Below are 21,757 nucleotides of genomic sequence, written 5' to 3'. Positions count from 1 at the left end.
CCTCCTGTAAAATAATTGGGCTATGATGAATATCACGAAATATTTTGCCCACTTAAGAGTATACAAAAGGAAATATGACTACAGGTTGTCATATTGCTGAAGATTTTTTTTGAGAGTACTGACCAGTAGATTTTGTAAGCGACTTGGAGATACGACCTTTACTTGATAACCAAAACTTAATAGTAAATCAAAAAACGAAGGAGTTAAAGCTCTAAATGCCTGAACTTTTATTATTTCGTCCTCGACTCTGATTTCTTCTTCCGTGAAGTAATCGTAGATTTTTGGAAGTGCAAATCTTGTAAAAACTAGTTCGATTTCTTCTCTTTGCCCCTCCACTTTATGTTTTGGGGGATTTAAAAAAAGCTCTAACTTTTCTTGAGATAAACGTGGATAATCGAATGGTTTATCTTCTATCTCCACTAGTTCTAGTTCACGAATTCGAGTTAATTTAAAAATACGAAAATCTAATTTTTCTAAGCAGTAACCGATAACATACCAAGCATTCAGTTTATAGATCAATCTGTATGGAATAACTGTTCGCTGACTTTTCTCTTGTTTTTTCGAATAGTAAGAAAAAGAAATCATCTGTTCAGTTTGTATCGCTTCCTCAATTTCTAGTAAATAATTTGTATTAAGAGTCCAGGAACTGAGATCAAAGTAAAAAGGACTGTTTGCTCTTGTAATTTCTTGAGAAGACAGCTTGTGTTCGATACTGTCAAGACTTGAATGACCAACGATTTTACTAACATTTTGGCTCATATTAATGATAAACTGTCTCTCTTCCTCAGTGAAAAAGTTTCTGTCTATCTTATAGTCGCTCGGTATATAGAAACCTCCCTTATCTCCACGTTCCGAATAGATTGGGATCCCCGCTAAACTGAGTGTATCCATGTCTCTATATACAGTTCGAGTAGATATTTCAAACCTCTCTGCGATCTCTTTAGCTGTTATTCTCTTCTTATTCAAAAGAGACAGTAAAATATAGATTAGTCTTTCTAATTTCATGGTAGCAATTCCCCTTCTTTTAATCTCAAATAGCACAAACTGAAGAAATTATTTTAGTTATATTGTATAATAAGAAACCCAGCAATTCAAAAAGAAGGACTGTAGAGTTTAGAATATTAAGGATTAAAATCTTAGAAAAAGGATAGTGTAGAAGTAATTAGGCAGATCAATCAAGAAATTCGCCTAAAATATTCCAACCGAATTATGTGAAGATTACTATTTCCCGCACTGCAATCCTAGGTTTTTAGGTTAATAGATAGAAGAATGAACAAGAAAAGTTTAGGGTTTTTCTATCTCTTTTGCGGATTTTGTGATATAATTAACACGTATAAAAAAAGAAGGAGTCATATCTAATGGCAAAATTGACTGTTAAAGACGTTGACTTGAAAGGGAAAAAAGTTCTCGTTCGTGTTGACTTCAACGTACCTGTTAAAGATGGCGTGATTACCAATGATAACCGTATCACTGCAGCTCTTCCAACTATCAAGTACATCCTTGAACAAGGTGGACGTGCAATCCTCTTCTCTCACCTTGGACGTGTAAAAGAAGAAGCAGACAAAGAAGGTAAATCACTTGCTCCTGTAGCTGCTGACTTGGCTGCTAAATTGGGACAAGAAGTTAAATTTATCCCAGGTGTTACACGTGGTGCTGAATTGGAAGCCGCTGTTAACGCTCTTGAAGATGGACAAGTTCTCTTGGTTGAAAACACTCGTTTCGAAGATGTTGACGGCAAGAAAGAATCTAAAAACGATTCTGAACTTGGTAAATACTGGGCTTCACTTGGAGATGGTATCTTCGTAAACGATGCATTCGGTACTGCTCACCGTGCACACGCATCTAACGTTGGTATCTCAGCAAACGTTGAAAAAGCAGTTGCTGGTTTCCTTCTTGAAAACGAAATTGCCTACATCCAAGAAGCAGTTGAAGCTCCAGAACGTCCATTCGTAGCGATCCTTGGTGGTTCAAAAGTATCTGACAAGATCGGTGTCATCGAAAACTTGCTTGAAAAAGCTGATAAAGTGCTTATCGGTGGTGGGATGACTTACACATTCTACAAAGCTCAAGGTATCGAAATTGGTAACTCACTTGTAGAAGAAGACAAATTGGATGTTGCAAAAGCTCTTCTTGAAAAAGCAAATGGCAAATTGATCTTGCCAGTTGACTCAAAAGAAGCAAACGCATTTGCTGACTACACTGAAGTGAAAGACACTGAAGGTGAAGCAGTTGATCCAGGTTTCCTTGGTTTGGATATCGGTCCTAAATCTATCGCTAAATTCGACGAAGCTTTGACTGGTGCCAAAACAGTTGTATGGAACGGACCTATGGGTGTATTTGAAAACCCAGACTTCCAAGCTGGTACAATCGGTGTCATGGATGCTATCGTGAAACAACCAGGTGTGAAATCAATCATCGGTGGTGGTGACTCAGCTGCTGCAGCCATCAACCTTGGCCGTGCAGACAAGTTCTCATGGATCTCTACTGGTGGTGGAGCATCAATGGAACTCCTTGAAGGTAAAGTTCTTCCAGGATTGGCAGCCTTGACTGAAAAATAAATAGTTAACTAAAGGAAGATGGTGTGACCATCTTCTTTTTAATTTAATTTATAAATAGGTGGAATTTTTCTATAAATAAAAAAAAAGAGTAAATATTTGCATCCTGCTTTGTAAAGTGCTAATATGAAAAGTAACGACTAAATTTAGATAAGGAAAAGGATTATAATGAAAAATAAAAAAGAAGTCTATGGATTTCGTAAAAGCAAAGTTGCGAAAACGTTGTGTGGTGCTGTTTTAGGAACTGCTTTGATTGCTTTTGCAGACAAAGCAGTATTTGCTGATGAAGTTACAGAGACAACTAGTACAAGTACAGTTGAGGTAGCTACTACAGGGAACCCAGCCACAAATCTACCTGAAGCTCAGGGTGAAATGAGCCAAGTTGCCAAAGCAAGCCAAGCTAAGGCTGGTTCTAAAGACTCAGCTTTGCCAGTAGAAGTATCATCAGCTGATTTGGATAAAGCAGTTGCTGATGCAAAATCTGCAGGAGTTAAGGTAGTTCAAGATGAAACAAAAGACAAAGGAACAGCCACAACTGCTACAGAGAATGCTCAAAAACAAGATGAGATTAAAAGCGACTATGCTAAACAGGCTGAAGAAGTAAAGACAACAACTGAAGCATATAAAAAAGAAGTCGCAGCTCATCAGGCTGAAACAGATAAAATCAATGCTGAAAACAAAGCAGCGGATGACAAGTACCAAAAAGATCTAAAAAGTCATCAAGAAGAAGTTGAAAAAATCAACACTGCTAATGCAACAGCTAAAGCAGAATATGAGGCTAAGCTAGCACAATATCAAAAAGATTTAGCAACTGTCAAAAAAGCAAATGAAGATAGTCAACAGGATTATCAAAATAAACTTTCAGCTTACCAGACAGAATTAGCTCGAGTACAAAAAGCTAATGCTGAAGCTAAAGAGGCTTATGATAAAGCAGTAAAAGAAAATACAGCTAAAAACGAAGCGCTTAAAGCTGAAAATGAAGCGATTAAACAGCGTAATGAAACTGCAAAAGCGAATTATGAAGCAGCGATGAAGCAGTATGAAGCAGACCTTGCAGCTACTAAGAAAGCTAAAGAGGATAATGATGCTGATTATCAAGCTAAATTAGCAGCTTATCAAACAGAATTGGCACGTGTTCAAAAGGCTAATTCTGATGCAAAAATAGCCTATGAAAAGGCTGTTGAAGAAAACACAGCTAAAAACAATGCTATCCAAGCTGAAAATGAAGCTATTAAACAACGAAATGAAACAGCCAAGGCAACTTATGAGGCTAAAATAGCACAATACGAAAAAGACTTGGCAGCAGTCAAACAAGCGAATGCAGCTAACGAAACAGACTACCAAACTAAGTTAGCGGCTTATCAGACAGAACTAGCTCGTGTTCAAAAGGCAAATGCTGATGCTAAAGCAGCTTATGAGAAGGCTGTTGAAGAAAACACAGCTAAAAATGCAGCGCTCCAAGCTGAAAACGAAGAAATCAAGCAACGGAATGCCGCGGCTAAAACTGACTATGAAGCAAAATTAGCTAAATATGAAGCTGATCTTGCCAAATATAAGAAAGAGTTGGCTGAGTATCCGGCTAAGTTGCAGGCTTATAAAGATGAGCAGGCTAAAATTAAGGCGGCCCTTGTAGAACTTGAAAAGAATAAAGATCAAGATGGTTACTTGTCTAAGCCATCTGCTCAGAGCTTGGTTTACGATTTAGAACCGAATGCTCAACTTGATCTCAAAACGGAAGGAAAACTTCTCACTGCAGCAGCAGTTGATGAAGCTTTTAAGAAAGACACAGTCCAATATGGCAAGAAAAATCTTCAGTTAGACAATCTAAATGTCAAGAACTTGGAAAACGGTGCTACCGCTTCTTCGGTGGAATTGTATGGTAATATTGGAGACAAATCTGACTGGACCACCAATGTAGGGAATAAAACAGAAGTTAAATGGGGCTCTGTTCTTCTAGAACGTGGGCAAAGCGTAACTGCAACTTATACCAACCTTCAAAATTCATACTACAATGGTAAAAAGATTTCCAAGATTGTTTACAAATATACTGTAGATCCTTCTTCTCAATTTAAAAATCCTAGTGGAAAAGTTTGGTTGGGAATCTTTAGTGACCCAACTTTGGGTGTCTTTGCTTCTGCTTACACTGGTGATGTTGAAAAAGGGACTTCAATTTTCATTAAAAATGAATTTACCTTCTATGATGAAAATGACCAACCAATTAATTTTGACAATGCCCTTCTTTCAGTAGCATCTCTAAATAGAGAAAATAATTCTATTGAGATGGCCAAGGATTACACTGGTAACTTTATTAAAATTTCCGGTTCATCTGTTGGAGAAAAAGACGGAAAGATTTATGCCACAGAAACCTTGAACTTTAAAAAAGACCAAGGTGGATCTCGTTGGACTATGTATCCAAATGGTCAACCTGGTTCAGGTTGGGATTCATCAGATGCTCCAAACTCTTGGTATGGTGCAGGAGCAATCAGCATGTCTGGTTCAACTAACCGTGTTACTGTTGGTGCCATTTCTGCGACCCTAGTAGTTCCTTCTGATCCAGTTATGGCGGTTGATACAGGNAAAAGACCAAACATCTGGTACTCACTCAATGGTAAGATTCGTGCCGTCAACGTTCCGAAAATTACTAAGGAAAAACCAACTCCGCCAGTAGAACCAACTGCACCACAAGCTCCAACTTATGAAGTAGAGAAACCACTGGAACCAGCTCCAGTAGTACCAAACTACGAAAATGAGCCAACTCCACCAGTAAAAACTCCAGATCAACCGGAGCCATCAAAACCAGAAGAGCCAACATATGAGACAGAGAAACCATTGGAACCAGCTCCAGTAGCACCAAACTACGAAAATGAGCCAACTCCACCGGTAAAAACTCCAGATCAACCGGAGCCATCAAAACCAGAAGAGCCAACATATGAGACAGAAAAACCATTGGAACCGGCTCCAGTAGCACCAAGCTACGAAAATGAGCCAACTCCGCCGGTAAAAACTCCAGATCAACCAGAGCCATCAAAACCAGAAGAGCCAAACTATGATCCATTGCCAACTCCGCCGCTAGCACCAACTCCTAAACAGCTACCGACTCCTCCAGCGGTGCCGACAGTACACTTCCATTATAATAGCTTGTTGGCGCAACCTCAAATTAATAAAGAAATTAAGAATGAGGATGGTGTAGATATCGATCGTACTCTCGTTGCTAAGCAGTCTGTAGTGAAGTTTGAGTTGAAAACGGAAGCTTTAACTGCAGGGCGTCCAAAAACAACTTCGTTTGTATTGGTAGATCCACTTCCAACGGGCTATCAGTTTGATTTGGAAGCGACCAAGGCTGCAAGCAAAGGTTTTGAAACAAGCTATGACAAAGCTAGTCACACTGTAACCTTTAAGGCTACTGAGGAGACCTTGGCTGCTTTCAATGCAGATTTGACAAAATCCTTTGAGACTCTATATCCAACTGTTGTTGGTCGTGTCTTGAATGATGGGGCGACTTATACAAATAACTTTACATTGACAGTCAACGATGCCTACGGTGTCAAGTCAAACATTGTTCGTGTAACGACTCCAGGTAAACCAAATGATCCTGACAATCCAAATAACAACTACATCAAGCCTTTGAAAGTTAACAAGAACAAGCAAGGTGTGAATATTGATGGCAAAGAAGTTCTAGCTGGTTCAACGAACTACTATGAACTCACATGGGATTTGGACCAATACAAGGGAGATAAATCTTCTAAAGAAGCAATTCAAAATGGTTTCTACTATGTGGATGATTATCCAGAAGAAGCCTTAACCCTTCAACCAGAATTGGTTAAGATTCGTGATCTAGAGGGCAATCTTGTATCAGGTATCAGTGTTCAACAGTTTGATAGTTTAGAAGCTGCTCCTAAGAAAGTTCAGGACTTGTTGAAGAAAGCAAACATCACTGTTAAAGGTGCTTTCCAACTCTTCTCTGCTGATAATCCAGCCGAATTCTACAAGAACTATGTGGCAGCAGGAAAATCATTGCTAATCACAGATCCGATGACAGTTAAACCTGAATTTGGTCAAACGGGTGGTAAGTATGAAAACAAAGCCTACCAAATTGATTTTGGAAATGGCTATGCTACAGAAGTAGTTGTCAACAACGTACCGAAAATCACACCGAAAAAAGATGTGACAATCAGTATGGATCCAAGCAGTGACAATATTGATGGCCAAACTATTCCGTTGAACCAGTACTTCAATTATCGTTTAATCGGTGGTTTGATTCCACAAAATCATTCTGAGGACTTAAATGACTATAGTTTTGTAGATGATTATGACCAAAAAGGTGATCAATACACTGGAAACTATAAAGTTCTTGCCAAGGTTGATATCCGATTGAAAGACGGCCGTGTTATTAAGGCTGGGACAGATTTAACAGCTGAAACACAAGTTGAACATGATCAAGATAAGGGAATGATTACCATTCGCTTCAAGGAAGAATTCCTTCAAGAGATTCAGTTGGATTCTCCATTCCAGGCTGAGACTTATATTCAAATGAAACGAATTGCTGTCGGAACCTTTGAAAATACCTATGTAAATACTGTGAACAAAGTTGCTTATGCTTCAAATACAGTTCGCACGACAACGCCAGAACCTAAGAAACCAGAGGAGCCAACAACTCCTAATCCAAATCCAAAAGGAAACCCTACTCTACCTCAAACAGGTACAAATGATTCAAGCTACATGCCATATCTTGGTCTAGCAGCTTTAGTAGGAGTTTTAGGACTTGGTCAGTTGAAACGTAAAGAAGACGAAAGCAACTAAGCTCTAAAAGTTAAATAGAAAAGAGGAACTCTGTTTCCTCTTTTTTATAGCCAAAAATTAAAAACGCTTCCTATTGATTTTGGCTCATAAAATCAACTAATTTATGTTAAAATGGTAGTAGAAAGTTGAGATTATGAGTTATTTTAAAAAATATAAATTTGATAAGTCACAGTTCAAGCTTGGTATGCGAACCTTCAAAACAGGGATTGCCGTATTTATAGTTCTCTTGATTTTTGGTTTTTTTGGCTGGAAGGGGCTTCAAATCGGAGCACTAACAGCGGTCTTCAGTTTACGAGAGAGCTTTGATAAGAGTGTCCATTTTGGAACTTCGCGTATCTTAGGAAATAGCATTGGCGGTTTTTACGCTCTTGTCTTTTTCCTCTTAAACACTTTATTTCATGGAGCCTTTTGGGTAACCTTACTAGTTGTTCCGATTTGCACCATGTTAACCATTATGACAAATGTCGCCATGAACAACAAGGCAGGAGTTATCGGTGGCGTAGCAGCTATGTTAATCATTACCCTATCAATACCAAGTGGAGAAACATTTTTGTACGTGTTTGCGCGCGTATTTGAAACATTTATGGGAGTTTTTGTCGCAATCCTTGTAAATTATGATATTGAGCAACTGAAACTCTTTTGGGAGAAAAAAAGAAAATAATGTTACATTTTATGACATTATTCGTTGACGTATGTCTTTTTTTAGACTATAATAGACAGGAAGAAGGAAATTGTAAATGAAGGAAAGAGAATTTCGCCGAAATATGGCTGTTTTTCCTATCGGCAGTGTTATGAAATTGACCGATCTCTCGGCGCGTCAGATTCGTTATTATGAAGATCAAGAGTTGATCAAACCTGATCGAAACGAAGGAAACCGTCGCATGTATTCGTTGAATGACATGGATCGTCTACTTGAAATCAAAGATTATATCTCTGAAGGTCATAATATTGCTGCGATTAAGAAAAAATATGCTGAACGCGAGGCGAAGTCCAAGAAAGCCGTGAGTCAGACGGAAGTGCGTCGCGCACTCCACAATGAACTCCTCCAGCAGGGGCGCTTTGCTTCAGTACGGTCACCCTTTGGTCGCGGTTAGGCAATCGCAAGTAGTCATATATATTAAGGAGAAAACCCATGCCAATCACAGCTGCAGATATTCGTCGTGAAGTCAAGGAAAAAAATGTTACCTTTATCCGTCTCATGTTTTCAGATATTCTGGGAACCATGAAAAACGTCGAAATTCCTGCTACAGATGAACAGTTAGATAAGGTCTTGTCAAACAAAGCCATGTTTGATGGCTCTTCTATTGAAGGCTTTGTACGTATCAATGAGTCAGATATGTACTTGTACCCAGACTTGGATACATGGACAGTCTTCCCTTGGGGAGATGAAAATGGAAGTGTTGCAGGTTTGATCTGTGATGTCTATACAACAGAAGGCGAACCCTTTGCAGGTGACCCTCGTGGTAATCTGAAGCGTGCACTTCGTCATATGGAAGAAGTAGGATTCAAATCCTTCAACCTTGGTCCAGAACCAGAATTCTTCCTATTTAAGTTGGATGAAAATGGGGATCCAACACTTGAAGTAAATGACAAGGGTGGCTACTTTGATTTGGCGCCTACTGACCTTGCGGACAATACACGTCGTGAAATCGTTAATGTCTTGACCAAAATGGGATTTGAAGTAGAAGCGAGTCACCACGAGGTTGCGGTTGGACAACATGAAATTGACTTCAAGTATGATGAAGTCCTCCGTGCCTGTGATAAGATTCAAATCTTTAAGCTCGTTGTTAAAACCATTGCTCGTAAACACGGTCTTTACGCAACCTTTATGGCGAAACCGAAATTTGGTATTGCTGGATCAGGTATGCACTGTAATATGTCCTTGTTTGATGCAGAAGGAAACAATGCTTTCTTTGATCCAAATGATCCAAAAGGAATGCAGTTGTCTGAAACGGCCTACCATTTCCTTGGTGGTTTGATCAAGCATGCCTACAACTATACTGCTATCATGAACCCAACAGTTAACTCATACAAACGTTTGGTTCCAGGTTATGAAGCGCCTGTTTACATTGCTTGGGCTGGTCGTAACCGTTCGCCACTTGTGCGCGTACCAGCTTCACGTGGTATGGGAACTCGTCTTGAGTTGCGTTCAGTGGACCCGATGGCAAACCCATACATCGCTATGGCAGTTCTATTGGAAGTTGGTTTGCATGGTATTGAAAACAAAATCGAAGCACCAGCTCCTATCGAAGAAAATATCTATATCATGACAGCGGAAGAGCGTAAGGAAGCTGGAATTACTGACCTTCCATCAACGCTTCACAACGCCTTGAAAGCCTTGACTGAGGATGAAGTGGTCAAGGCAGCCCTAGGTGAACACATCTACACGAGCTTCCTTGAAGCTAAACGTATCGAGTGGGCTAGCTATGCAACCTTTGTGTCACAATGGGAAGTTGATAATTATCTTGATTTGTATTAAGAACATAAAAAAGATTGTCTGATTGGGCAATCTTTTTTATTATTGCAAATTTTTAAATGTATTTCGTTGCTGTTTTTAGTATAGTTATTATATAGAAAAACAGAAAACAAGAAAGAGTGAATTATGCATTAAAAAGAAATAATATTCTGAAAATAATTAGAAAATAACGTCCAATCATTTTCATTATACCTATTTAATGCAGTAGTGTGGCGGGTTTAGCGTGAGAAAGAAAAAAGTTTACAATTTGACAACATATTTCTTGAAATACGAATTAGTAAATGATAAAATGTTTTTTGGAATGGATGAGTTTCGGAGGGTTCATAAATTATTTACTATATTATTTACTCAAGTTCTACTCGCCATATTTCATCAAAAAGGAAAGGAGATTCTATGCAAAAAGATAAGTGGTGGCTTCCGTTTTTAGCAGTGGGAGTCATCATCGGATTGTCGGTGGGTTTGATTTATTATACTAGACCCGCTAAGGACGGAGAAGTAGGGACTTCATCAGTTTCGCAATCAACTTCAAGTGCTGAGAACAATACTGCCTTGAGTCTAAAAGGTCAACAACTTCCAGGATTTAAAATGACTTCTCAAGACGGTAAATTAGTTGCTAGTTCAGAGCTGTATGATAAACCTATGTTAATTGTCGAATGGGCTAGTTGGTGTCCTCATTGTCAGAAACAACTACCCATTGTTCAGCAGATGTATGAAAAGTATGGTGAACAGATCAATTTTGTTTTACTAAATATGAACGAACCTGGTAAAGAAACAAAAGAGAGTGCTGATCGATACATTAAGGAAAAAGGATACACTTTCCCTTATTACTATGACGAAGATCAATCAGCTGCAGATCTATTACAGGTTCAGACCATACCAAGTATGTATTTTGTAACCAAAAAGCAAGAAGTAAAAAATGTATTGGTTAACCATTCCGATGCGGAAAGCTTTTCTAAAGAGTTGCAAACACTACTCAACTAACATATATCTACTATAGAAAAGGGGGAAGAAGAAATCACAATAGGATTTCAGAAATAGCAATGAGAGATTTCATTAAAAAGGTCTCCATATTGTTTATCATTTTATTCTTATCTGTTCCATTAGCCTTAATGGGACAGCTACTTGGTAGCGCTGCAGCAAATGAAGGCGGTAGTACTATTGAAGTAGGTGGAAATACAAAGATAACACAAAATGGATGTTCCCGTAAAATTGAAAAAACGGAAAAAATTAGCTGGCGCCTGCCTAGAAAACCAGTGGATTTGGTAATCTTGCAGGATGCGAGTGGATCATTTAAGAACACCATTCCAAATGTCCAGAATGCTTTAAAAACTCTGACGACATTTGTGAAGGAAGAAGAGTATGATGAAAATAACCCACGTTTGGTTAAGACTGATAATCCAGATACATCAGACCGGGTTATGATGGCGACCTTCCAAGGTGCAGATGGATACAACTACTACTACAATAACGATTTTACAGGCCGTAAAGATGTTTATGGTAGTTGGGGACCTGACTATGATTACAAATACAAGGCAAGTAACTTGTCTTCTGACCAAAATGATATCCATCAATTCATTAATAATATTAAAGTAGCGGGAGGAACACCAACTGTTCCAGCTATTGACGATGTCATTGCTCAATATAATGAAAGAAAAGGGAATATGGCTAATGGTCGTAAAACTATCTTTCTTTTGATTACGGATGGTGTTGCCAATGGGAAACGTGACCCTGATGGTAAGGTTCGTCTAGAGTACAGTGACTATCGGAACAATATTCTTACACGTGCATGGAATTTTAATGAACTAACAGAGGCGTCTCAAAACGTTTTAGGGCGTGTGAAAGAGGTTAAGGAAGCATCTACAAGACTTAAAAATGTTGTTGGTTCTGAAGGAACAGTAGTAGTTGGTTTCTGGGAAGACGTAACAATCTTTGCGAATTCCAAAGCTCAGTACTATGACACATATAAAGAAGGTTATTCAAAATATTTTGATATAGGGGATAACCGAAGTGTCCAAGAGATTTTCCATGAAGCATTAGAGGGGATGGCTTCTCCAGCTAAAAATATCAATGGAAAAGATGTTTCCTTCTATGTTAATGAACAAAGCGATATCAATAAATTCTCAAGTCGAGTTCTAGAATCTGTTGGTGCTGCTCTGGTTAAAGAAGATATCAAAGGTGAGTTTGAAGTTACTCCAGGATATAAGGTAGATGCAGTTCGAATTAATGGTAAGAAGATTGTATCAAAGGTTACCGATTCGAAGAAAGAAATTCGTGGTAAGATTGTTCAAGAAGGAGACAAGGTTACAATCTCTGTTCCAGAGAGTGTCTTTAATCCAGGAAACAACAAGTTTGACTATGATTTGAGTAAGGAAGCACATGCTGAACAAGTTGATGAGGATGATGAGCAAGACCCTCCTGCAGACTACAAACCAGTTAAGGAGACAGTTCCAGTTCCTGAGTTGACTGGTAAATTTAAAGTTGGTGATTTTGCGACTGAAACAATCGGTGGTTCGAAAGAAACTGTAGAAGTTCAAAAACTTGAATACTGTTACCCAAGTGCCACCAAGAAAATTGCAGACCAAGATCAAAGCAATGATACTGGTACTATTGAAGATCCACTTCAATTGACTAAAAAACCAGCCTATGCGGCTAACTTGTCTGCCAAAGACGAAACATTTACTTATACAGTAGATTACAACTTCAACAACGTTCCTTATGAGTTTAAGCAAAACGTTATGTTGACAGACCCTCTTGACTATCGTTTAGAAGTTGTAGGTCATCATGCTTCTGGACCACAAGGTCAAATCTTGACTCGTGTAGTGAAACAAAATGACGATCTCGGAAACGAACGTGAAGTTGTTGTTGCTGATGTACCAAGTGTGAATGGTTATGAATACTTAGTGCTTCAAAAAGCTAAAATGACCATTACCGTTCGCTTGAAGGAGCAATATCGCAATAATCAAGCGAGCAAAGAATTCATGGCCCTTCTTCAGGATAATGATGGCTTCGGTTTGCTGAACCAGGGTAATATCATGTGGAATGGTGAGGATAATAATCCTGATCCAAGTAACCATGCTAAAACAGCTGACAAACCAAGTACAATTCGACGCTCAAACCCAGTCTATGTCAAACCACCAGTCGAGACAGAAATTACAAAGAAGGTCAATGATAAGGAACATGAAGATCTTAAGAAAGAAGAAGAACTCTTTGAGTACAAAGTGACTGTTCCATGGCCAGGCATTGCAGATACATTTAGCCTTACGGATACAGTTGTTTCAGAGTTGGAAGTTCAGGCAGATAGCTTGAATGTAAAACTTGGTGAAAAAGATAATACTGACTTGAAAACTGCTGCAAAAGTTGAAGGTCAAACTGTTTCACTGACTCTTGATAAAACTCAACTCGAAAAGATCTCACGTAAGGTAACGCGTCGTAAGACTAAAGATGTTCAATACCTAGAATTGACCTTCAAGGCTAAGATTCGTCCGGGTGCTGACCTTTCTAAATATAAGGAAGATGGTCAAATTAAAGTACCTAACACGGCAGATGTTGCCTTGAATGATATCAAGAAAACATCGAATAAAGTAACGGTTACCCCACCAAAACCAAAAGAACCTTCTATTGATAAGAAGATTAATGAAAACTTGGATAGCTTCCAAACGTTTGATGGACAACCATACAACTACAACATTACAACAGCAGTACCAAGTGATGTTGCTAATTACAAGAAATTTGTGATTCGTGATACACTGGATGCTAATTTGGAGCTTGCAGGCGACGTAAGTATTAAAGGTTCTGCAGCGGCCCTCTTTGATATCCACACCAATGGCCAAGAGATTACGGCAACGGTGAAGGATGGTCAGTTTGGTGAACTTGCAAAATACTCAACTGTTGAACTAGTCATTCCTGCAAAAGTTAAAAATGGTGTGACAGGCACAATCATTGAAAACAAGGCTTCTATTTCCTTTACAAATGAGAATAATGTAGAGAAAGAAGTTGAATCGAAACCTGTCACCGTAACGCCACCTCCTGTAACGAAGAAGATCAATGAAACTCTTGATCACTTAGATATCGCGACAGGTCAAGCGTATAACTACAACATTAAGACAAAACTTCCAACAGATATTACAGATTACAAGAAATTTGTGATTACAGATACACTTGAAGGAGATTTGTCAGTTATCAATGAAACTTCAAGCAAACCAGTTATCAAAGGAGCAGCTGCAGCCTTCTTCGATGTAACAGTTGAGGGTCAAACCGTGACTGCAACGATGAAGGACTTTGCGAACGCTACAGCTCTTGCTGGTCAAGAAGTGGAATTGATTATTCCGGCTAAGATCAATGATGGAGTGACGCGTATCAACATTCCAAATACTGCGAAGTTCAGCTTCACAGATAAGAACGATCATAGCGGAGAAAAAGAAACGAAACCTGTCACCGTAACCCCTCCATCAGAACCAGGTGTTGATAAGAAAATCAACGAAACACTGACAGAGGCAACAATCGGTGCGGAAACCGACTTTACTTATAATATCAAAGCGAAATTGCCAAATGATATTACAACGTACAAGTCCTTCGTTGTAACGGATACCTTAGATGAGAACTTGACTCCAGGTCAAGCTGAAATCAAGGGAGCTGCAGCGAAATTCTTCGATGTAACAGTTCAAGGTCAAACCGTGACTGCAACGATGAAAGATTTTGCGAATGCGGGTGACTACGGTAACCAAGAAGTAGAGCTCGTGATTCATGCCAAAGTGAAGAAAGGCTCAACTGTTCCATCTATTGAGAACAAAGCTAAGATTACTTACACCAACAAGAATGACCAACAAGGTGAGAAAGAAACCAAGCCGGTCACTGTTACACCACCACCAATCACGAAGAAGGTGAATGGTCAGGAACACGCAGATCTTGGTAAGTTATCAGAAATCTTTACTTATACGATTGACTCAACGGTTCCACATGTGGCAGATACCTTTACCATTTCAGATGATATCGTCAAAGAATTGGCATTTGAAGGAGAAGCAACGGTCACTGTTGATGGCCAAGCTGTTCAAGACCTCACTGTAACAACAGAAGGTCAACGTTTGACGGTCACATTTGGTAAAGAGCAAGTGAAACAATATGCTGGTAAAGCTGTACAAGTTTCATTTAAGGCTAAGGTGAAGGAAGGCATTACCTTTGATGCACTTTTAGCGGCTTATCCAAATGAATCAAAAGACAAGCCGGTAGTACCAAATACTGCTAGCTACATCATTAATGACAATCCAGATTCTAAGAAAGAATCAAAACCAGTCACTGTCACTCCACCGCCAACAACAACTCCAGAGCTTAGGAAGGAAGTAAACGGAGCAGAACGTTACGATCTTGCAAAACGTAATGAAGAATTTACTTATACTTTGAAAACAACAATGCCTGCCAATGCAACTGAGTTTGAGATGACAGACGAGTTGAAAGAAGTTCTAGAATTTGTTGGTGAGAATGCTTCAGCTACTGTTAAACTTGATGGTGAGGATGCAGGATCTAAGGCGACAGTGACACTTTCTGGTCAAGTCATCAAAGTTGCCTTTACAGAAGCTTCTGTCAAAGCAGATGCCGGTAAGTCAATTGAAGTGAATTTCAAGGCTAAGATTAGAGATAATGCCAACTTGTCAGCTTATGTGAATAAAGATGGTAAGACAGAGATTCCGAATAAGGCTTCTTATGATATTGATCATAATCCAAAATATCACAAGGACTCTAACGAAGTCCCAGTAACGCCACCAACACCAGAAGAGCCAGAGATCAAGAAAGATGTGAATGGCAAAGAATCAGCAACACTTGCGAAACGTGATGAAGTCTTCACTTATAATGTGAAAACAAGTGTAGCGCAAGATGCGACAGCCTTCTCAGTCACAGATACCCTAGTGGACGTTCTTGAATTCGCAGGAACTTCAAGTGCTAAATTGAATGGTCAAGCTCTTGATGCAAGTCAAATCAAGGTAGAAGGACAAACCATTACCTTGACGCTTACAGAAGACCAAGTGAAAGCCAATGGCGGTCAAGCAGTTGAATTAACATTCGATGCCAAGATCAAAGCTGGCGCAAACTTGTCTGCATATGTGAAGGAAGACGGCCGTACACAGATTCCGAATAAGGCTTCTTATGACGCAAGCTTCCCACACAAACCAGGTGTGCACAAGGATTCGAACGAAGTCCCAGTGACGCCACCAACACCAGACGAGCCAGAGATCAAGAAAGATGTGAACGGTAAGGCAGAAGAAACCCTCGTAAAACGCGACCAAGTCTTCACATACAATGTGAAAACAACAGTAGCGCAAGATGCGACAGCCTTCAGCGTAACCGATAAGATCGAAGATGTTCTTGAGTTCGCAGGTAAATCAAGTGCGACCTTGAATGGTCAAGCTCTTGATGCTAGCCAAATCAAGGTAGAAGGACAAACCATTACCTTGACGCTTACAGAAGACCAAGTGAAAGCCAATGGCGGTCAAGCAGTTGAATTAACATTCGACGCCAAGATCAAAGCTGGCGCAAACTTGTCCGCATATGTGAAGGAAGACGGCCGTACACAGATTCCGAATAAGGCTTCTTACGACGCAAGCTTCCCACACAAACCAGGTGTGCACAAGGACTCTAACGAAGTCCCAGTAACACCTCCAACACCAGACGAGCCAGAAATCAAGAAAGATGTGAACGGCAAGGCAGAAGAAACTCTCGCAAAACGCGACCAAGTCTTCACATACAATGTGAAAACAAGTGTAGCGCAAGATGCGACAGCCTTCAGCGTAACCGATAAGATCGAAGATGTTCTTGAGTTCGCAGGTAAATCAAGTGCTAAATTGAATGGTCAAGCTCTTGAAGCAAGCCAAATCAAGGTAGAAGGTCAAACCATCACCTTGATGCTTACAGAAGAACAAGTAAAAGCCAATGGCGGTCAAGCAGTTGAATTAACGTTCGACGCGAAGATCAAAGCTGGCGCAAACTTGTCCGCATATGTGAAGGAAGACGGCCGTACACAGATTCCAAATAAGGCTTCTTACGACGCAAGCTTCCCACACAAACCAGGTGTGCACAAGGATTCCAATGAAGTCCCAGTAACGCCACCAACACCAGACGAGCCAGAAATCAAGAAAGATGTGAATGGCAAAGAATCAGCAACACTTGCGAAACGTGATGAAGTCTTCACTTACAACGTGAAAACAAGCGTAGCGCAAGATGCTACAGCCTTCAGCGTAACCGATAAGATCGAAGATGTTCTTGAGTTCGCAGGTAAATCAAGTGCAACCTTGAATGGTCAAGCTCTTGATGCTAGCCAAATCAAGGTAGAAGGTCAAACGATTACCTTGACGCTTACAGAAGACCAAGTGAAAGCCAATGGCGGTCAAGCAGTTGAATTAACATTCGACGCCAAGATCAAAGCTGGCGCGAATTTGTCAAAACATGTGAAGGAAGACGGCCGTGCACGGATACCGAATAAGGCTTCTTATGACGCAAGCTTCCCACACAAACCAGGTGTGCACAAGGATTCGAATGAAGTTCCAGTAACGCCTCCAACACCAGAAGAGCCAGAAATCAAGAAAGATGTGAATGCTAAAGCTGAGGAAATCCTCGCTGATCGTGACCAAATTTTCACTTACAACGTGAAAACAAGTGTCCCAACAGATGCGACAGCCTTCAGTGTAAGCGATACACTTGAATCTGTTCTTGATTATGCAGGTTCAGTAAAAGCGAGCTTGAATGGTCAAGCCCTTGATGTAAGTCAAATCAAGGTAGAAGGTCAAACCATTACCTTGACGCTTACAGAAGACCAAGTGAAAGCCAATGGCGGTCAAGCTGTGGAATTGAGCTTCACTGCGAAGATTAAAGCGGGAGCTGATTTGACTCCATATCTAACAGATCGTGGATTCACTGTTCCAAATACAGCTTCTTATGACGCGAAGTTCCCACACAAACCAGGGCTACACAAAGATTCGAATAAAGTTCCGGTAGTCGTTCCAAAAGAACCAGAACCAGAAATTTCTAAGAAGATTAATCGTACCTTGGACCACTTGGATGTGGAATACGACGCACCATACATGTATAATGTCAATACAACTTTGCCAAAAGATATTGATAAGTACAAAGAGTTCACAGTCACAGATACACTCGAACCGGTCTTGGCAATCGCTGATACGCCAGTAGCCTATGTGGATGGTCGTGATGCAAATGGTGCCCTTGAAACAAGTGTTAAGGGAAATACAGTCACTGTGAAAGTGAAAGATTTCGCTCGATTGAAAGGTTTCAAAGAAATCCAATTGTATATTCCAGCTAAACTCAAAGCGAATAGCGATTTGACAGCTTATAAGGACCAATTGGTACCAAACAAAGCAACTGTCAACTTCAAGGATGCCAATGGTCAATCTGGCAGCAAGGAAACAAAACCAGTAACGGTGAAACCGCGTGACCCAGAAAAACCAACAGATCCAACACCAGGTGAACCTGCTAAGACAGTTGGGCCAGAAGATGGATCTAAACCTGATAAAGACTACCACTTACCAAACGCTTTAGATACCTTCCGCTTCGATATCACTACACCGGTTCCAACAGATCCAGTAGATGAAAACGGAAATGCTAAGAAGGATCAATATGGTCGTCTTATCAAGACAGACTTGACTAGCTTTACGATCACTGATAAAATCGATTCAGTCTTGAAAGTCAACAAAGACCGTATCGCTCTTAAAGTTGAAAATGCTCAGTTTGACAAGATCAAAGCAACTCTTCAAGCTCAACTTGAACAGTCTGAGAAAGAACTCAAAGCTTTGACAGGCAAGTCAACAGAAGAGACTTCAACAGAGACTGGTAAGAAGGAAGAACTCAAGGCAGCGGAAGCTAAAGTAGCTGAATTGAAAGCGAAGTTGGAAGCAGCTAAGGCAGCGCAGCCAGCTAAACCAGCTGAAACTACAACACCAGCTACTCCAGCAACAGCTGCTGAAGAAACAACTCCAGCTACATCTAATTCTTCTGCATCAGAAGATAAGAAACCTGCAACTAGCGAGCCAAGTCAAGATCTTGCAAGCTTGGAAGCAGAGTTGAAAGCAGCTGAAGAAAACTTGGCTAAACTTCAAGCACCAGCTGAGAAAGAATCAGAATTGGTACCAGCTGATAAGAAACAACAACAAGAGAAACTTGAAAATGAAATCAAGAAACTAAAAGAAGCTCAAACCAAGCTTCAAGCAGCTATTGATAAATTAAGTAAGGCTTCAAATGATCGTGGTGAATTAGTAGGTAAAGATTTAGAAGCAATTGCTACTGTTACTTACGATGAAACTAGCAATGTTGTGACTTTTGAAATCAGCGATAAGGATGTTCTTGAAGCCTTGAAGGGAAGTACCGTACGTCTTGTACTTTACACTAACTTCAAAGAAGGAACAGATTTTACAAAATTCACTGGTGGTGTACCAAATACAGCTGAAGTAAGCTTTAACCATAATCCAAAGCCAAAAACTACCAACAAAGTTGTGGTGTTCCCACCAACACCACCAACACCAGAAAAACCACAAACTCCGCCACCAGGTGGAACCGTTCCTCCAGCAGAACCTAAGAAAATATTGCCAAATACAGGTTCTGAAGGATCTTCAATCTTTGGAGTACTTGCAGCCCTAGCTCTAGGACTTGCTGGACTTCTAGTTTGGAAGCGTAAAGCTGAACGTTAGTATCATATAGTAAGAGGAGAGTAGAAAATTTTACTCTTCTCCTTACTGTATATTGAAAGTGTTAAGGAAAGAATAATGAGTAGAAAAAAATTATTAAAGTTAGGAATTTCTATACTTGCTTTAAATGCACTTGGAGTAGCCACTTATCATGTAGCTCCCGACTTGTATCAAATTCCAACAGTGCATGCGGAAGAGACACCAGCGGAAGATGAAGAAATTCCAGATGGCCAAGAGCGAAGTATTGCAAATACTTTCAAAAGAATGCTTGATAGTATAGAATCTTCAATTAAGGATTTTACAAATAGTCCAGATGAGGATAATAAAGAACTCCTAGAGGGTGATGTAGAAGAAGCAAAGAATTTTTTTGAGACTGCAAAGAAGGCAATGAAGAGTCCAGAAGGTCAAAAAAGTTTTGCGGCGCTTGAAGCTCGCTACAATTCTTTAAAAGCTAAGGCTGAGGCACTTCTCACTGGGGGAGATTTAAAAGAAGAACATCAAGAAGTCACAACTACTGAGGAGATTCCTTACCCATCTCGGACAGAAAACAATGCAGACCTCGCTGAAGGTACTCGAAAGGTAAAACAAGCGGGAGAAAAAGGTCAGAAGAAAGTTGTTTGGGATGTTACTTTGGTAAATGGCGTTGAGAAAAAACGTGATAGAAAGAACCAAACAGTAATTAAAGAACCAGTAGAAGAAATCATCGAAGTTGGAACTAAGAAAACAGGTGTTGAAACCAAAGAAACAGTGACTGTGGAGGAAAAAGTTGCTTTCAAAGAAGAAACGAAAGTAGATCCAGCACTGGATAAAGGTCAAACGCGTGTTGAAGAAGGTGAAGAAGGTATCGATGAAGTCACTTATGAAGTGACAAAAGTGGATGGTGTTGAAAAATCTCGTAAAGAAGTTTCACGCAAGACTAAGAAAGTTGCAAAAAACAAGATTACTTATACAGGTTCAAAAACTGTTGTAACGACTAAGGAAGTAACCAAAACTGAAGAAGTTGCCTTCCAGACTCGTGAGGTTGAAAATGCACTCTTAGCCGAAGGTGTTCGCCGAGTGAAAACAGCTGGGCAAAAAGGTGTTCGTACGATTGTTGAAACAGTGACTTACACAGACGGTGTTGAAACAGGCCGCGAGGTGAAATCAAATACAATCACTACTCCAGCAGTAGACGAAGTTGTCGAAATTGGAACTAAGAAAGCAGCGGTTGTAACGACTAAGGAAGAGACCAAGACAGAAGAAGTTGCTTTCCAAACTAAGGAAGTAACAAATCCAAATCTTCCAGAAGGAAGTCGTCAAGTGAAAGCTGTTGGTAAGAAGGGTGTTCGCACCATTGTTTATACAGTGACTTACACAGACGGCGTTGAAACAGGTCGCGAGGTGAAATCAAACACAATCACCACTCCAGCAGTAGATGAAGTTGTCGAAGTTGGAACTAAGAAAGTAGTAGCCCCAGTTGTAACGACTAAGGAAGAAACGAAGACAGAAGAAGTTGCTTTCCAAGTCAAAGAAGTGCAGAACGCAGACCTTCCAGAAGGCAGTCGTCAAGTGAAGATAGCTGGTAAGAAGGGTGTTCGCACCATTGTTTATACAGTGACTTACACAGATGGCGTTGAAACAGGTCGTGTTGAGAAATCAAGCACAATCACCACTCCAGCAGTAGATGAGATTGTCGAAGTTGGAACTAAGAAAGTAACTCCTACAACAACCAACGGTGATAAGAATGATACTGCAACAACAGGGAACCAAGCTGAAAGCACTAAGAAAGAAGAAACTGCAAGCCAAGAACAGAAAGTTCTACCAAGCACAGGTACAGCTTCTACCAGTCTTCTTTCAATGATTGGTTTATTTATCGCTGGTCTAGTAGGCTTTGTCGTTCGTAAGAAAGACTAAGGCTCTCTAATTGTACAAAAGCATCTTTTGTACGAGAAATACTAAAAAGAACCCAGAATTTATTCTTGGGTTCTTTTTTATAAAAAATTAAATATATTAATGTTTATGTGTAGCTTGAGTACGTTATGAAACTCATGGAGTGATAATAGGTTCAACAATAAAACAGCTATTTACATAGTGTAAACGCCTGTTCTGAAATTTTGATATTTTAATTATTCTCACCGAAAATTGACAATCTGGAAATACAAAAAAGTAAATATTTTTTTATATCTGCTTTCAATTTCCCTTTCTTTGTGTTAGAATGAGATGAATATTTCTTTTGAAATGATCAAATAATCATTTTTAGTTTT

The 21,757-nt window shown here is 39.8% G+C and carries 9 protein-coding genes; 8 read left to right on the top strand and 1 reads right to left on the bottom strand.

The features are described from left to right. Nucleotides 1–78: 78 nt before the first annotated feature. The gene (locus D8844_RS06430) at nt 79–1,005 is read right to left on the bottom strand and encodes a helix-turn-helix transcriptional regulator (protein WP_125422768.1); all 927 of its coding nucleotides are present in this window, start codon (nt 1,003–1,005) and stop codon (nt 79–81) included. A 353-nt stretch (nt 1,006–1,358) separates the two neighbouring features. On the opposite strand from D8844_RS06430, the gene D8844_RS06425 reads away from it, so the two are divergent. From D8844_RS06425 to D8844_RS06385, 8 genes are all read left to right on the top strand, one after another. After that, nucleotides 1,359–2,558 carry a phosphoglycerate kinase gene (locus tag D8844_RS06425; protein WP_001096772.1) on the top strand — a complete coding sequence of 400 codons (1,200 nt, stop codon included), beginning with the start codon at nt 1,359–1,361 and terminating at the stop codon, nt 2,556–2,558. A 165-nt stretch (nt 2,559–2,723) separates the two neighbouring features. Then, on the top strand, nt 2,724–7,355 hold the full coding sequence (locus D8844_RS06420; RefSeq protein ID WP_125422765.1) for an antigen I/II family LPXTG-anchored adhesin: 4,632 nt from the start codon (nt 2,724–2,726) through the stop codon (nt 7,353–7,355). 133 nt (nt 7,356–7,488) lie between these two features. Continuing rightward, entirely contained in the window at nt 7,489–8,016 is a 528-nt protein-coding gene (locus D8844_RS06415) for an FUSC family protein (protein WP_000119887.1), read from the top strand. A 76-nt stretch (nt 8,017–8,092) separates the two neighbouring features. Beyond that, a complete protein-coding gene (gene glnR / locus D8844_RS06410; protein ID WP_000664333.1) occupies nt 8,093–8,449 on the top strand; it encodes a transcriptional repressor GlnR in 357 nt (118 codons plus the stop codon). A gap of 38 nt (nt 8,450–8,487) precedes the next feature. Beyond that, entirely contained in the window at nt 8,488–9,834 is a 1,347-nt protein-coding gene (gene glnA, locus D8844_RS06405; protein ID WP_001122885.1) for a type I glutamate--ammonia ligase, read from the top strand. Between the two features lie 390 nt (nt 9,835–10,224). Continuing rightward, nucleotides 10,225–10,812 (top strand): TlpA family protein disulfide reductase, encoded by a 588-nt coding sequence (locus D8844_RS06395; RefSeq protein WP_125422759.1) that lies wholly within the window; start codon nt 10,225–10,227, stop codon nt 10,810–10,812. 59 nt (nt 10,813–10,871) lie between these two features. Then, nucleotides 10,872–19,517, top strand: a complete 8,646-nt coding sequence (gene padA, locus D8844_RS06390; protein WP_125422756.1) for an LPXTG-anchored isopeptide-forming adhesin PadA — start codon at nt 10,872–10,874, stop codon at nt 19,515–19,517. Between the two features lie 75 nt (nt 19,518–19,592). Further along, nucleotides 19,593–21,407, top strand: coding sequence for a G5 domain-containing protein (locus tag D8844_RS06385; RefSeq protein ID WP_000087620.1), 1,815 nt, complete (start codon nt 19,593–19,595; stop codon nt 21,405–21,407). Nucleotides 21,408–21,757 lie beyond the last annotated feature (350 nt).

Source organism: Streptococcus oralis (genome assembly GCF_003942875.1).
GTDB lineage: Bacteria > Bacillota > Bacilli > Lactobacillales > Streptococcaceae > Streptococcus > Streptococcus oralis_BX.
The sequence above is the reverse complement of the archived record's forward strand: the minus strand, read 5'-3'. Positions and strand labels throughout refer to the sequence as shown.

Bases quoted from the DNA above. Each gene is read 5' to 3' on its own strand.
- D8844_RS06385 (WP_000087620.1), top strand. From the start codon at position 19,593: ATGAGTAGAAAAAAATTATTAAAGTTAGGAATTTCTATACTTGCTTTA.
- padA (WP_125422756.1), top strand. From the start codon at position 10,872: ATGAGAGATTTCATTAAAAAGGTCTCCATATTGTTTATCATTTTATTC.
- glnA (WP_001122885.1), top strand. From the start codon at position 8,488: ATGCCAATCACAGCTGCAGATATTCGTCGTGAAGTCAAGGAAAAAAAT.
- D8844_RS06415 (WP_000119887.1), top strand. From the start codon at position 7,489: ATGAGTTATTTTAAAAAATATAAATTTGATAAGTCACAGTTCAAGCTT.
- glnR (WP_000664333.1), top strand. From the start codon at position 8,093: ATGAAGGAAAGAGAATTTCGCCGAAATATGGCTGTTTTTCCTATCGGC.
- D8844_RS06395 (WP_125422759.1), top strand. From the start codon at position 10,225: ATGCAAAAAGATAAGTGGTGGCTTCCGTTTTTAGCAGTGGGAGTCATC.
- D8844_RS06425 (WP_001096772.1), top strand. From the start codon at position 1,359: ATGGCAAAATTGACTGTTAAAGACGTTGACTTGAAAGGGAAAAAAGTT.
- D8844_RS06430 (WP_125422768.1), bottom strand. From the start codon at position 1,005: ATGAAATTAGAAAGACTAATCTATATTTTACTGTCTCTTTTGAATAAG.